The organism is Labrys sp. WJW (assembly GCF_001676615.1).
Lineage (GTDB): Bacteria > Pseudomonadota > Alphaproteobacteria > Rhizobiales > Labraceae > Labrys > Labrys sedimenti.
Map to the genome: position 1 here is coordinate 84,471 of NZ_LYXZ01000002.1, position 12,589 is coordinate 97,059.

Annotated in this window: 13 protein-coding genes; 9 read left to right on the forward strand and 4 right to left on the reverse strand. The window is 64.7% G+C overall.

Annotation, left to right across the window (positions count from 1 at the left end):
• Positions 1 to 7: 7 nt before the first annotated feature.
• Positions 8 to 892 (reverse strand): LysR family transcriptional regulator, encoded by an 885-nt coding sequence (locus tag BA190_RS02555; protein WP_068282085.1) that lies wholly within the window; start codon positions 890 to 892, stop codon positions 8 to 10.
• A 113-nt stretch (positions 893 to 1,005) separates the two neighbouring features.
• On the opposite strand from BA190_RS02555, the gene BA190_RS02560 reads away from it, so the two are divergent.
• A complete protein-coding gene (locus BA190_RS02560) occupies positions 1,006 to 1,191 on the forward strand; it encodes a 4-oxalocrotonate tautomerase (protein ID WP_068282088.1) in 186 nt (61 codons plus the stop codon).
• Positions 1,192 to 1,299: 108 nt separating this feature from the next.
• Here the strand turns inward: BA190_RS02560 and BA190_RS02565 are convergent, their stop codons facing one another.
• The gene (locus tag BA190_RS02565; RefSeq protein ID WP_068282091.1) at positions 1,300 to 2,268 is read right to left on the reverse strand and encodes an alpha/beta fold hydrolase; all 969 of its coding nucleotides are present in this window, start codon (positions 2,266 to 2,268) and stop codon (positions 1,300 to 1,302) included.
• 78 nt (positions 2,269 to 2,346) lie between these two features.
• On the opposite strand from BA190_RS02565, the gene BA190_RS02570 reads away from it, so the two are divergent.
• From BA190_RS02570 to BA190_RS02590, 5 genes are all read left to right on the forward strand, one after another.
• Positions 2,347 to 2,964: a TetR/AcrR family transcriptional regulator gene (locus tag BA190_RS02570; RefSeq protein ID WP_068282094.1), complete on the forward strand. Its 618-nt coding sequence runs from the start codon at positions 2,347 to 2,349 to the stop codon at positions 2,962 to 2,964.
• A gap of 178 nt (positions 2,965 to 3,142) precedes the next feature.
• The gene (locus BA190_RS02575; protein WP_068282097.1) at positions 3,143 to 4,312 is read left to right on the forward strand and encodes an FtsW/RodA/SpoVE family cell cycle protein; all 1,170 of its coding nucleotides are present in this window, start codon (positions 3,143 to 3,145) and stop codon (positions 4,310 to 4,312) included.
• Positions 4,309 to 5,400: an undecaprenyldiphospho-muramoylpentapeptide beta-N-acetylglucosaminyltransferase gene (murG, locus tag BA190_RS02580; RefSeq protein WP_245314513.1), complete on the forward strand. Its 1,092-nt coding sequence runs from the start codon at positions 4,309 to 4,311 to the stop codon at positions 5,398 to 5,400. The genes BA190_RS02575 and murG overlap by 4 nt, the downstream gene beginning before the upstream one ends.
• 166 nt (positions 5,401 to 5,566) lie before the next feature.
• The gene (gene murC / locus BA190_RS02585) at positions 5,567 to 6,982 is read left to right on the forward strand and encodes a UDP-N-acetylmuramate--L-alanine ligase (RefSeq protein ID WP_068282100.1); all 1,416 of its coding nucleotides are present in this window, start codon (positions 5,567 to 5,569) and stop codon (positions 6,980 to 6,982) included.
• A gap of 41 nt (positions 6,983 to 7,023) precedes the next feature.
• Positions 7,024 to 7,701, forward strand: coding sequence for a DNA alkylation repair protein (locus BA190_RS02590; RefSeq protein WP_068282104.1), 678 nt, complete (start codon positions 7,024 to 7,026; stop codon positions 7,699 to 7,701).
• 76 nt (positions 7,702 to 7,777) lie between these two features.
• Here the strand turns inward: BA190_RS02590 and BA190_RS02595 are convergent, their stop codons facing one another.
• Together BA190_RS02595 and BA190_RS02600 are read right to left on the reverse strand one after the other, a co-directional pair.
• Complete coding sequence (locus tag BA190_RS02595) at positions 7,778 to 8,326, reverse strand: DUF4269 domain-containing protein (protein WP_068282107.1); 549 nt, start codon at positions 8,324 to 8,326, stop codon at positions 7,778 to 7,780.
• Positions 8,323 to 8,910 (reverse strand): nucleotidyltransferase family protein, encoded by a 588-nt coding sequence (locus tag BA190_RS02600; RefSeq protein ID WP_068282110.1) that lies wholly within the window; start codon positions 8,908 to 8,910, stop codon positions 8,323 to 8,325. The genes BA190_RS02595 and BA190_RS02600 overlap by 4 nt, the downstream gene beginning before the upstream one ends.
• Positions 8,911 to 9,043: 133 nt before the next feature.
• Here BA190_RS02600 and murB point away from each other — a divergent pair, with 133 nt between their 5' ends.
• From murB to ftsA, 3 genes are all read left to right on the forward strand, one after another.
• Complete coding sequence (gene murB / locus BA190_RS02605; protein WP_068282113.1) at positions 9,044 to 9,961, forward strand: UDP-N-acetylmuramate dehydrogenase; 918 nt, start codon at positions 9,044 to 9,046, stop codon at positions 9,959 to 9,961.
• Between the two features lie 370 nt (positions 9,962 to 10,331).
• The gene (locus tag BA190_RS02610; RefSeq protein ID WP_162275040.1) at positions 10,332 to 11,105 is read left to right on the forward strand and encodes a cell division protein FtsQ/DivIB; all 774 of its coding nucleotides are present in this window, start codon (positions 10,332 to 10,334) and stop codon (positions 11,103 to 11,105) included.
• The gene (gene ftsA / locus BA190_RS02615) at positions 11,102 to 12,427 is read left to right on the forward strand and encodes a cell division protein FtsA (RefSeq protein ID WP_068282115.1); all 1,326 of its coding nucleotides are present in this window, start codon (positions 11,102 to 11,104) and stop codon (positions 12,425 to 12,427) included. Before BA190_RS02610 ends, ftsA begins: the two co-directional genes overlap by 4 nt.
• The last annotated feature ends 162 nt before the right edge of the window (positions 12,428 to 12,589 follow it).

The window sequence follows — 12,589 nt, forward strand, 5'->3', positions numbered from 1 at the left end:
CTTTGGGTCAGCCGAAGCGGGCGAGCAGGAAGTCGATGGCGCTGCGCAGCATGGCCGTCGGCCGCCGATCCGGGGCATAGACGAGATGCATCGGCGTGGGTCGGTAGGACCATAGCGGCAGCACGGGTTCGAGCCGGCCGGCCTCGATATCGTTGATCAGCAGCAGCTCCGGCTGCAGCACGATGCCCGCGCCGTGCAGCGCAGCCACGCGCAGCGCCGCTCCCTGATTGGTGGTGAAGCGGCCGCCGACGTTCACCATGCAGGTCTCGTCGTCCGGACCGACGAGATGCCAGATACCCTGCGTGCGCCAATAGGCATGGCCGAGACAGTCATGATCGCTGAGCCCACGCGGATGTTCTGGCCGTCCGCGCAGATCCAGATAGTACGGCGCGGCCGCCAGGATCCGGCGATAGGGCTTCAGCGGGCGGGCGACCAGGTTTTCATCCGTGAGGTCGCCGATGTGAATGCCGAGGTCGCAGCCCTCGCCGATAAGGTCCACGGTGCGGTTGTCGAGCACGAGATCGACGGTGACGTCGAGATGGCGCTGCAGATAGTCCACCAGGGCCGGCACCAGGCTTTCGCTGCCAAAGCTCACCGGTGCGACCAGTCGCAACCGTCCGCGCGGGCTGGCCTGCAATTCGGAGGCGCTCGCTTCGGCCAGGGCCACCTCCGCCAAGGCCGTCTTGCAGCGTTCGTAATAGAGCCGGCCGACTTCGGTGAGCTGGTGGCGGCGGGTGGTGCGGTGAAGCAGCCGAGCACCCAGCCGCTGTTCGATCAGCCGGACATGCTTGGCGACCATCGTCGCCGATACCCGGCTGGTCTCCGCCGCGGCGGCGAAGCTGCCTTCTTCCACCACCCTGACGAACATGGCCATGCCGGCGAGCTTGTCCATCATTGCAATCCATATGGTTCTGAATGAAGGGCCATAACGGCTATTTATCAGCAAACGGGTTTGGAGAACATTGCAGCAGGCCCGCTATCGGACCTTTTCATGAGGAAGTGACCATGCCTGTGCTGCGAGTGGAAATGCATCCTGGACGTACGATCGAACAAAAGCGCGATTTCGTGCGGGCGGCGACGAAAGCCGTCGTCGAAACCCTGGTCTGTCCGCCGGAATCCGTCGAGATCATCATCACCGAGGTTCCGAAGGATGCCTGGGCCGTTGCCGGGAAGCTGAAATCCGACGGTTGAACGCATCTTCCGCAACGGGACGATGATCTCGCTGCGGACTATGGCGTTTTGCTCTATGTGGGAGCCGGGCAGGACCTGCACGCGGGTTTGCACCGGCTCCACGAGGCATCAACCCCGTGTTGACGCAGTCGCGAAAGCGGCGAGTTCCCGCCCGAACCGTGCCGGTTCCTCGTAGAAGGGGCTGTGGCCGCTATCGGCATAGACCGACAGGCGGCTATCGGGATGCAGCGCTTTGATGCGTTCGGACATGGCGAGGCGCACCAGCCGGTCGTGAACGCCATGCGTCAGCAGGATCGGGCCGGGATAGGCCTGGAACACCGGTTCCAGGTCAGGCGTGGACGTCTTGACGAAGCCTTCGTTCACGGCGCGTTCGGTCATGCCGTTGACCACCAGCATGCGCTGCAGTTCGACACTGGTGAGCCGCTTGTGGAAACAGGCCGCGAGAAAATCGGCTGTCGCAGCAGTTCGTTCGCCGAGATCGTGTGAAATAGCGGTCTTGGCGAAGCTTCCCGCCAGCGGGGTCAGAAGATCGGGCGATAGCTTGGTGACCGCATCGACGAGGTTGATCCCTGCGATGCGCGAGCCGCCATATTTGCGCAGATAAGTGCCGGCGACATGGCCGCCCAGCGACCAGCCCACCAGGATGGGACGGCGCAGCTTCGCAGCCGCGATCACCGCGGCGACGTCGTCCGCCCAGCGATCGGGGTCGGAATAGGCGTCGGGCGAGGCCGGCTTGTCGGAATCGCCATGGCCGCGCAGGTCGAACCTCACCAACCGGAAGCCGGCCAGGGCCGGATCGGCAAACTGCTTGTCCCAGCTCAGCCGGCTCTGGCGCAGGCCGTGGATGAACAGGATCTCGGGTGCCGCCGGATCGCCCTGTGCCTCGCCGGCCAGCAGCGTGCCGTCGGCCGAACGGATGGAGAAGCTCTCACGTCCGGAGTCTGGTTTGCCTCCATTCGCGACATCGGAGCGTTTCTTGCCGATTGCGCCGGCTGCGGAGCCTGCAAGTCCCGATTCGACGGCGAGGGCGGTGAGGGCGGCGGCGGCACCTAGGAAAAGGCGTCTTGAAGGGTTCATTGTGTTCTCCAATGTTGTTTATCGATCGCTATTCAACTTGCTTGACGACGCCTGTCAAGATGTTGTTTAGTGTTTGATATGGAACACGGTTCGAAATCGCGTGGCGGGCGGCCCTGGAGCTTCGATCGGGAGCAGGCAGTCGAGACGGCCATGCGGCTGTTCTGGCGCCACGGCTATGAAGGCGTCTCGGTCGGGGATCTCACCAAGGCGATCGGTATCGCGCCTCCCAGCCTTTACGCCGCCTTCGGCAGCAAGGCCGGGCTCTACCAGGAAGCGTTGGCACGCTATGAGGGCAGCGTCGGCCTGCTCGATTTCGCCGCTGTCGCACAGGCGGACGATCTGCCACAGGCGGTGCGCCTGCTGCTTGAAAGGGCTATCGAGGCCGTCATCCATCCCGATCGCGAGCGTGGCTGCATGATCTCGAGCGGGATGGTTACCTGCCATCCCGACCATGTCGCGCTCGCCCGCGACCTTGCCGCACGGCGAGAGGATATCCGCATGAGGATCGTGCAGGCGCTGCGGCCTTTTGGTGACAACGAGACGATCCCCGGGCTGGCCCGCCATTTAGCGGCCGTGATGCAGGGGATCTCGATCCAGGCGCGGGACGGCAGCAGTCGTGCCGAGTTGCAGGAAATCGTCGAGGATGTGGTGGCGGGATTCGACCGTCGGCAATCCAGGGGCCAGGCATCACGATAGAACAGGGAATGGCGGCAGCCGGTGCCGGCCGCTGCGAACGGAAGGCGGACCGGTTCAATCGGCATTTCCAGGGGTATTGCCGGCAAAAACGCGACGAGGCCTTCGCATTTAACCGTTCCTAAACCCTGTCGGGAGCACTGCTAGGGCGATCCTCCCTCAGCTGACGGACTCCCTGTTCATGGCCTCGCGTACCGAACGTTCAGCCTTCAATGCCTGGTGGTGGACCGTCGATCGGCTGATGCTGATGACGATCCTGGCCCTGATGCTGACCGGTATCGTCCTCCTGCTGGCGGCGAGCCCCGCCGTCGCCGAACGTATCGGCATCTCCGACATGTTCCACTTCGTCAACCGCCAGGCTATGATGATCCCGGTGGCCCTGATGGTAATGATCGGAATCTCTTTCCTGTCGCCGCAGTCCATCCGCCGGCTGGCGCTGGTGATGTTCCTGGTCTCGATCGCGCTTGTCGCGGCGACTCTGTTGTTCGGTGCGGAGGTGAAGGGCTCCAGGCGTTGGATCGCCGGTATCCAGCCTTCCGAATTCCTCAAGCCCGCCTTCGTCGTGCTGGCGGCCTGGCTGTTCTCCGAAAACGTCAAGCGGCCGGACGTTCCCGCCAACATCCTCGCCATGCTGTTGCTGGCCTGCTCGGCGGGACTGCTCATCCTGCAACCCGACTTTGGCCAGACCATGCTGATCTCCATCGTCTGGGGCGCGCTGTTCTTCATGGCCGGGCTGCACTGGTTCTGGATGGTCGGGCTCGGCGGCGTCGGCGTCGTCGGCATCGTGGCCGCCTATCAGTTCATTCCGCACGTCACCTCGCGCATCGACCGCTTCCTCAAGCCGGAGGGGACCGATACCTTCCAGGTCGACGTCGCGCGTGACGCCTTCCTGTCGGGCGGCTGGCTGGGCAAGGGGCCGGGCGAGGGCACCTACAAGCTGATCCTCCCGGATTCTCACACCGATTTCATCATGGCGGTGACCGGCGAGGAATTCGGCCTTCTTTTCGTCATGGTGGTGGTGGCGATGTTCGCCCTCATCGTGCTGCGCGGCTTCTGGCATGCCTACAAGGTCGAAGATCCCTTCTGCCGCTTCGCCACTGCCGGCCTCACCCTTCTGTTCGGAATGCAATCCTCGATCAATCTGATGGTCAATCTCCACATGATGCCCGCCAAGGGCATGACGCTGCCCTTCATCTCCTATGGCGGCTCCTCGCTGATCTCGGTGGCCTATGGCATGGGCATGGTGCTGGCGCTCACCCGCCGCCGCCCGCGCACCGACATGCTCGAAAGCGCCTTCAGCTTCCGCGACCGCAGGGCCCAGGGCGCAGCCGGTATCGGATTGTCGTCGTGAGTGGCAAGATCGTCCTGCTCTGTGCCGGCGGTACCGGCGGCCACCTGTTCCCGGCCGAAGCGCTGGCGGGAGCGCTCGTACCGCTCGGCTTCCGTCCGCATCTCGCCACTGACGAACGGGTGGAGCGCTACACCGGCACCTTTGCCTGGGAGGACATCCACGTCATCCCATCCGAGACCGTGCGTTCCCGCTCGCCGCTCGCCATGGCCAATACGCTCTGGCAGCTCGGCACGGGGACACTTTCGGCCTGGCGCATGCTGGGGCGTCTGGGCCCCGCCGTGGTGGTGGGTTTCGGCGGTTACCCGACCCTGCCGCCGCTGACGGCTGCTGCCTGGCGCAAGATCCCCACCATGATCCACGAGGCCAATGCGGTGATGGGCCGGGCCAACCGCATGCTGGCACCCAAGGTGACGCGCATCGCCACCGGCTTTGCCGATGTGGCGATGATGGACAATGTGCCGAAATCGAAGCTCGTCCATACCGGCAACCCGGTCAGGCCGGCGGTGATGGAAGCGGCCAAGACGCCGTATCCGGATCTGGACGGGCCCATCAATCTGCTGGTGTTCGGCGGCAGCCAGGGAGCCGCCGTGATGTCGGCCATCGTGCCGTCGGCGATCGCGCGGCTTGACGAACCATTGCGCCGCCGGCTCAGCATCGTGCAGCAGGCGCGCCAGGAGGACCTTGCCGCCGTGCGCGAGACCTATGCCGGCCTCGGCGTTGCCGCGGACGTGCAGGACTTCTTTCGCGACCTGCCCGCCCGTATCGCGGGGGCTCATCTGGTGATCAGCCGCTCCGGGGCCTCCACCGTGGCGGAGCTTTCGGTCATCGGCCGCCCTTCGATCCTCGTGCCTCTGCCGGGGGCTCTCGACCAGGACCAGGCTGCCAATGCCCGTACGCTCGCCAATGTCGACGGTGCCCGGATGGTGATGCAGCCGGACTTCACCGCAGAGACCCTGGCGGCCGATCTCACGGCGCTGCTCGCCGACCCGGTGGGGCTGCAGGCCATGGCCGCCAATGCCCGGAACGCCGGCATTCCCGACGCTGCCGACCGCCTCGCCGACTGGGTGGTGAAGCTCGCGGCGATGTAACGGGGAGCTCTCGGAGCGGGGACATCCTGTCCGCCTCTTGGAGACGCCGCGCTTGCGAGACTGCGAAGAAGCGGACAGGAAGTCCGCGCTCCGAATTTCCTCCAGATTTGCCTCCCGGCCCTGTCGCCCCTATACGAACCGAGATTCCACCTTTTCGAGAGACCTCATGAAGCTGCCCCGTGAAATCGGTCCCATCCACTTTGTCGGCATCGGCGGCATCGGCATGTCCGGCATTGCCGAAGTGCTGGCCAATCTGGGCTACACGGTGCAGGGCTCGGATGCAGCCGACAATTACAACGTCAAGCGCCTGAAGGATAAGGGCGTGAAGACCTTCATCGGCCATGCCGCCGAGAATATCGGCGACGCCGAGGTGGTGGTCGTCTCCACCGCGATAAAGCGCGACAATCCCGAACTTGTCGCCGCGCGCGAGAAGCGCCTGCCGGTGGTGCGGCGCGCGGAGATGCTGGCCGAGCTGATGCGATTGAAGACCTGCGTCTCCATTGCCGGCACGCATGGCAAGACCACCACGACCTCACTGGTGGCCACGCTCCTCGATGCCGGCGGTTTCGACCCTACCGTGATCAATGGCGGCATCATCAACGCCTATGGCACCAATGCGCGCCTGGGCTCGAGCGACTGGATGGTGGTGGAAGCCGATGAAAGCGACGGCACCTTCCTCAAGCTGCCGACCGACGTCGCCATCGTCACCAATATCGATCCCGAGCATCTCGATCATTTCAAGACCTTCGATGCCATCAAGGATGCCTTCCGGGCTTTCGTCGAAAACATCCCCTTTTATGGCTTTGCCGTGATGTGCCTCGATCATCCCGTGGTTCAGGAACTGGTCGGCACCATCGAGGATCGCCGCGTCGTCACCTATGGCGAGAACCCGCAATCCGATGTGCGCCTGATGGACCTCGACCTCACAGGCGGGCGTTCGCGCTTTCGCGTGGTCATCCGCGACCGCAAGACCGGTGCGGTGGTCGAGCTTCCCGATCTCGGCCTGCCCATGCCGGGCGGCCACAACGCCCTCAACGCCACGGCCGCCATCGCCGTCGCCCATAATCTCGGCATGGATGCCGAGGCGATCCGCAAGGGGTTGGAGGGTTTCGGCGGCGTGAAGCGGCGCTTCACCCGCACCGGGGAATGGAACGGCGTTACCGTGTTCGATGATTACGGCCACCACCCCGTGGAAATTTCGGCCGTGCTCAAGGCGGCGCGCGCCTCGACGACAGGGCAGGTGATCGCAGTGGTGCAGCCGCATCGCTACAGCCGCCTGGCGAGCCTGTTCAACGAGTTCTCGGCCTGTTTCAACGATGCCGACATGGTTGTGGTCGCCGATGTCTATGCGGCCGGCGAGACGCCGATTCCGGGCGCCGACAAGGAAGGCCTCGTCGCCGGCATCCGCGCGCGCGGCCACCGTCATGTCGTCGCGCTCGATGGTCCCGGTTCGCTCGCCGGCCTGGTCGCTTCGGCGGCCAAGCCCGGCGACTATGTGATCTGCCTCGGCGCCGGCAACATCACGCAATGGGCCTATGCATTGCCGGGGGAACTGGCAGCGCTGGACGGCAAACCGGCCTGAGCGTCGAATGCCCCCAAACGGGGGCGTGGTCGGAGGGGAACATGAGCCTCGCCGAGATGATACATGCACGTCTGGCGGCCGCTGCCGATCCCTCACGTGCGCCGGGCATGCAGGCCTATATGAAGTCGGCGATGCCCTATCTGGGCGTCTCTGCCGTGCCGCTCAGGCAGATTTGCAAGACCATCTTCGCAGATCTGCGCTTCGAGACCGCCGGGCATTGGCAGGCGGAGGTTCTCGCGATCTGGCGTGGCGCCCGGTTTCGTGAAGAGCGCTATGCCGCCGTCGAACTGAGCGGCCTGCGTGCCGCCAGGGCGTTCCAGCGCTTCGATGTCCTGCCGATGTATGAGGAAATGATCGTCAGCGGCGCCTGGTGGGACTATGTCGATGCCATCGCCGCGCATCGCCTCCTGCCGATCCTGCGCAATGATGGCGCGGCGATGCGGCAGGCCATGCTCGCCTGGGCCGTCGACGCCAATATGTGGAAGCGCCGAAGTGCGATCCTCTGCCAGCTCGACGCCAAGGCGCAGATCGATCTCGAACTCCTCTATGCTTGCATCGCTCCGTCGCTCGGCTCCAAGGAATTCTTCCTGCGCAAGGCGATCGGCTGGGCCCTCAGGCACCATGCACGCATCGATCCCGTGGAGGTCGCCCGTTACGTCGACGAGCATCCCGAACTCAGCAATCTCAGCCGCCGCGAGGCTTTGAAGCATATCGCATGATGAGAGAAGGCAAAATTTCGGTGTGCCGATCTCGACCAGGCAGCTTCTCCCCCTGGTGTCTTTCCGACAGCGGGCGTCAGCTCTGCCCCGAGTGCGTTGGATAACCGGCGGCGGCGAGGATCGCCGCCAAGTCACCATCGGTTTGCCGGTGCAGTTCGAGCAGGGCCCGATAGGGATCGCCTTTCAGGCGCAGGGCCGTGGCGAAGGCGGGTTCGGTTTTCAGGCCGGCGCGGCGATGACGCATGACGTTGCCGCGGAATGACTCTCCCCCCAGCGCGAGCAAGCGCCGCTCCACCACGAAATGGCGCCAGCCAGCCTGTTCGGACACCGGCTGGATGGAAGCGAAGATCTCGAAGCACCAGCCCTCCGCCGAAAAGGTGGCGATCACCGGCCGCCCGCTGCCGGTCCATTGATGGACGGAGAAGGCTGCCTTTCCGGCAAGAGCCTCCCAGACTGTCCGGGTGAAGGCGAGGGTATCCGGGGCGTGGCAGAGGATATCGATATCGCTGGCGGGCAGGTCGACGCCGAGAGGGGGCGTGCCCGCGACATGTGGATCATAGGCCTGCAACAATTCGAGCAGCCTGGTTGCCTGCAGGGCCTGCGCATAGCCCGGCCTTGCCGTCATGGCTGCAGGTCCACCAGGCGCAATTCGGGCCAGATCGCCTTGGCGCGTGCCGCCTTGGCGGCCAGGCCCTTGTCGCCGCGGCGTCCCGGATTGGGGCGGATCACCATGCCGAAGACGTCGTCGAGGCCGAAGGGGGCGGCGATGTCGATACTGCCGTCATCCTCGAGGCGAATGCCGACGGCATGCACGATGGCGGCATAATGCCCGAACGCCTCGTCGGCCGAGGCAAGCTGCGGGTAGGGCAGGCCGAAGCGCTGCTCGAACCACAGATGCACCCGGGCCTGGTTGCGGATCTCCACCGGCCAGCGGCCGCCGAACGCCGCCTCTGCGCGCCTGATCACCCCATCCTCCGCTTCCCAGCTCACATCGCCCGCGTCGAAATAGATGAGATCATAATCCTTGATGCCGGTCCCGGCGGGTTTCCCGGTCAGGCTGTTCCACACCGTCTGGTAGACGCAGCCGGCCGCCAGCCGCCATTGCGGCAGGCGAAAGGCGCGGGCGACGGCAAGGAAGGCCATCAGGCCCTCATCCGCCCGGACGATGGCGCGCAGGCGCTCTTCAAGGCAGGCGTGTCGATGCGGCAAAACTCAATCGTCCTGGCAGAATCGCTGGGCTTTTCCGTGAATGTAGGCAATAAAGCCGGCATTCCAAACCACTGATCGCCGCGGGATCTTTTCGGATCCCATAACCTTCCCGTCCCATGATCTTCCCCATTCCATGACCTTTCCCGACCTCATTCCCTCGCTGCGCCCGCTGATGCCGGCACTGCGCGGCACGCTCGAAGCCAATGCGCCGATGGCGCCGCTCTCTTGGTTCCGTACCGGCGGCCCGGCCCAGGTGCTGTTCACGCCTGTGGACGAGGAGGATCTGGCGCAGTTCATGGCGGGATTGCCCACGGACATTGCCTGGCTGGTGGTAGGGCTCGGCTCCAATCTCCTGGTGCGCGATGGCGGCTTCGAGGGCGTGGTCATCCGCCTGGGCAAGGGCTTCGGCTCCATTGTCGTCGATGGCTTGACCATCACGGCCGGCGCCGGCGCACCCGACGTGAAGGTGGCGCGCGCGGCGGCGGAGGCCGGTATCACCGGCCTGTCCTTCCTGCGCGGCATTCCCGGAGCGATCGGCGGTGCCTTGCGGATGAATGGGGGTGCCTATGGCGGCGAGACCAAGGATTTCTTCGTCTCGGCGCGCGCGGTCGGCCGCGACGGTTCGATCCTGACCTATGACGCCCCCGCCATGGGCTTCAGCTATCGCCGCTGCGCCGTGCCGGCGGATGTGGTGTTTACCCAGGCGACATTCCGGGGCGAGGCGGGGGACCGCGAGGCGATCTTGGCGCAGATGCAGAAGATCACCGAAACCCGCTCATCCTCCCAGCCGGTGAATACCCGCACCGGTGGCTCGACCTTCAAGAATCCGCCCGGCCATTCAGCCTGGAAACTGGTCGACGAGGCCGGTTGCCGCGGCCTGACCGTCGGCGGCGCCCAGGTCTCGCCGATGCACACCAATTTCCTGGTCAATCTCGGCACGGCCAGCTCCGCCGATATCGAGATGCTGGGCGAGACCGTGCGTGAGCGCGTCAGGGATCATTCGGGCATCGAACTCGAATGGGAAATCAAGCGCGTGGGGCTGACGGCCTGACTTTGCCGGGGCCGCTACCTGCCCTTGCGGCAGGTCCAGACCAGGACATTGTCGATTTCGAAGCCGCGCCAGAGCCTAATGCAGCAAAGCTGAAGCGCCGCTAACCGATTGTTTACCGATTTGTCCGAAAGCTAACCTTAATGGGGCATGAAGCATTTCCCGCTTGAGGGGGGTGGTCAGCTCCTGAGATCGCCCTTCAAAAGACCGTCCTAACGGGTGGTTCCTCAAGTGCGTTGGCTTCGAGCATATGCTGCGTTTTTTCAATCTGTCCTCCCTGCGCCAAGCCGGATTCACGACCAGAACGTTCGTGGATCAGCGCTCGTCGCGGCTGCAGCGTCTGCTGGCAAAGCCCCCGCGGGGATTGGGGCTCATGCTGTCGGCCGGCTTTCTGGTGGGAACCATCGTCTATGGTGCCCAGACCGGACCGGTCTGGCCGCAGATGAAGGTTCAATATGGCGCGCCGCTCGACATGGCGGCCAATCTGTTCGGTTTCCGGGTCGAGACCGTCGCCGTCACCGGCCAGCGCGAGCTGACGGATCAGAAGATCTTCGCCGCCGCCGGGGTCACCAACACCTCGTCCCTGCTGTTCCTCGATGCCGAGGCGGCTCGCGAGGGGCTCGAGAAGTTGCCGCTGGTGAAGTCGGCCCAGGTTCGCAAGCTGTTTCCCTCCACGCTCTCGGTCACCATCGAGGAGCGTGCCCCTTATGCCCTGTGGCAGCGTGACGGCTCGGTCAGCGTGATCGCCGAAGACGGCGTCGTCATCGAGGATCATGTCGAGGCCCGTTTTGCCGCTCTGCCGCTGGTGGTGGGCGAGGGGGCCGACAAGCGGGCCAGCGAGATCGTCGCGGCGGTTGCCGCTACGCCGGAGCTGACCGGCCGGGTCAGGGGCGCGACGCTCGTTTCCCAGCGCCGCTGGAATCTCACGCTCGATAATGGCGTGGTCGTTCGCCTTCCCGAGGACAATCCGGACCAGGCCTTGAAGAGCCTGGCTGGTCTCGAGCGGAAGGGCAAGGTTTTGGAAAAGGACATTTTGGCAGTCGACATGCGTATGCCCGATCGCGCTACCTTTCGTTTGAGTGAGCAGGCTGCGGCTGCCCGGGCCGACGCGCTGTCCAAGAAGAAGGCAAAGGGGGGCCGCGCATGAGCCCCTTCGAGAATGGCCTGACCCCCAAGCTCAAGCCGCTGGCGCCGCGTCGCACCACGGTGATGTCGGTGCTCGACGTCGGCACCAACAAGATCGTCTGCCTGATCGCGCGGCTGCGTCCGCTCGAAGGGGCCGATCTCCTGCCGGGCCGCAGCCACCAGGCCCAGATCCTGGGCATCGGCCATCAGCGTTCGCGCGGGCTGAAGTCGGGCGCCGTCGTCGACATGGAGGCCGCCGAACAGGCGATCCGCCATGCGGTCGATGCCGCCGAGCGCATGGCCGGGGTGCGGGTGGACTCGGTGATCGTCAACATTTCCTGTGGGCGGGTGGCGAGCGAGCACTATTCGGCCACGGTGGAAGTCGGCGGCCATCAGGTTTGCGATCTCGACATTCATCGCGTTCTCGACGCCGGTGCCAGCCATTCGGTGCGTGACGGACGCGCCGTGCTGCATTCGCTGCCGATCGGCCATATGCTCGACGGTGTCGGTGGCATCTCCGACCCCAGGGGCATGCTGGGCCGCCAACTCGGTGTCGACATGCATGTGGTGACGGCGGAGTCCACGCCGGCCAAGAACTTGATGCTCGCCATCGAGCGCTGCCATCTCCATGTCGAGGCAATGGTCGCTACGCCCTATGCCGCCGGCCTGTCGGCTCTCGTCGACGACGAGACCGAGATGGGCGTGACCCTGATCGACATGGGCGCTGGCACCACCTCGGTCGCCGTCTTTGCCAATCGCGCCTTCGTGCATGCCGACAGCCTGCCGGTGGGCGGGGCGCATGTCACGACCGACGTGGCGCGCGGCCTGTCGACCAAGCTGTCGGAGGCCGAGCGCCTGAAGGTTCTCTATGGCGCCACCATCGCCAGCCCTTCGGACGATCGCGAGACCATCGCCGTGCCGCCCGTCGGGGACGAGCAGGGCGACGGCATCCATCACGTGCCACGCTCTCGTCTGGTACGGATTATCCGTCCGCGCATCGAGGAAATCCTCGAAATGGTGCGCGACCGCCTGCGCGGGTCCGGTGCCTGGGCCGAGGCGGGCCGCCGCGTCGTGCTGACGGGCGGTGCCTGCCAGTTGACGGGCACGGTGGAACTGGCGCGCAAGATTTTGGATCGGCAGGTCCGCATCGGGCGTCCGCTCGGGATCGCCGGCATGCCCGAGGCGGCCAAGGGGCCACCTTTCGCTACGGCAGCTGGCTTGCTGGTCTATCCGCAGATTGCCGGAGTCGAGCATTTCGAACCGCAGGTTCGGACGCGTGCGCAAGCTACCGGAACAGACGGTTATTTCGGTCGGGTCGGACGTTGGTTGAAACACAGTTTCTAAACTTCGATTTGCAAAAGGGAAATCGAGTTTCGAATCGCAAAGGTAACGTTGAGACATGAAGAATGGTCGGTTTTTCAAGGCCATTTTGACTAATTTTTCCGGTCAAATTTAGCCGGATTACACAAATGCCTGCTTCGCAAATCAGTAACTTTCTGATTCAAA

What these genes read in the sequence shown, in the direction of transcription:
- BA190_RS02555 (WP_068282085.1), bottom strand. Translation starts at nt 892, where the DNA reads ATGGACAAGCTCGCCGGCATGGCCATGTTCGTCAGGGTGGTGGAAGAA.
- BA190_RS02560 (WP_068282088.1), top strand. Translation starts at nt 1,006, where the DNA reads ATGCCTGTGCTGCGAGTGGAAATGCATCCTGGACGTACGATCGAACAA.
- BA190_RS02565 (WP_068282091.1), bottom strand. Translation starts at nt 2,268, where the DNA reads ATGAACCCTTCAAGACGCCTTTTCCTAGGTGCCGCCGCCGCCCTCACC.
- BA190_RS02570 (WP_068282094.1), top strand. Translation starts at nt 2,347, where the DNA reads ATGGAACACGGTTCGAAATCGCGTGGCGGGCGGCCCTGGAGCTTCGAT.
- BA190_RS02575 (WP_068282097.1), top strand. Translation starts at nt 3,143, where the DNA reads ATGGCCTCGCGTACCGAACGTTCAGCCTTCAATGCCTGGTGGTGGACC.
- murC (WP_068282100.1), top strand. Translation starts at nt 5,567, where the DNA reads ATGAAGCTGCCCCGTGAAATCGGTCCCATCCACTTTGTCGGCATCGGC.
- BA190_RS02590 (WP_068282104.1), top strand. Translation starts at nt 7,024, where the DNA reads ATGAGCCTCGCCGAGATGATACATGCACGTCTGGCGGCCGCTGCCGAT.
- BA190_RS02595 (WP_068282107.1), bottom strand. Translation starts at nt 8,326, where the DNA reads ATGACGGCAAGGCCGGGCTATGCGCAGGCCCTGCAGGCAACCAGGCTG.
- murB (WP_068282113.1), top strand. Translation starts at nt 9,044, where the DNA reads ATGACCTTTCCCGACCTCATTCCCTCGCTGCGCCCGCTGATGCCGGCA.
- BA190_RS02610 (WP_162275040.1), top strand. Translation starts at nt 10,332, where the DNA reads ATGCTGTCGGCCGGCTTTCTGGTGGGAACCATCGTCTATGGTGCCCAG.
- ftsA (WP_068282115.1), top strand. Translation starts at nt 11,102, where the DNA reads ATGAGCCCCTTCGAGAATGGCCTGACCCCCAAGCTCAAGCCGCTGGCG.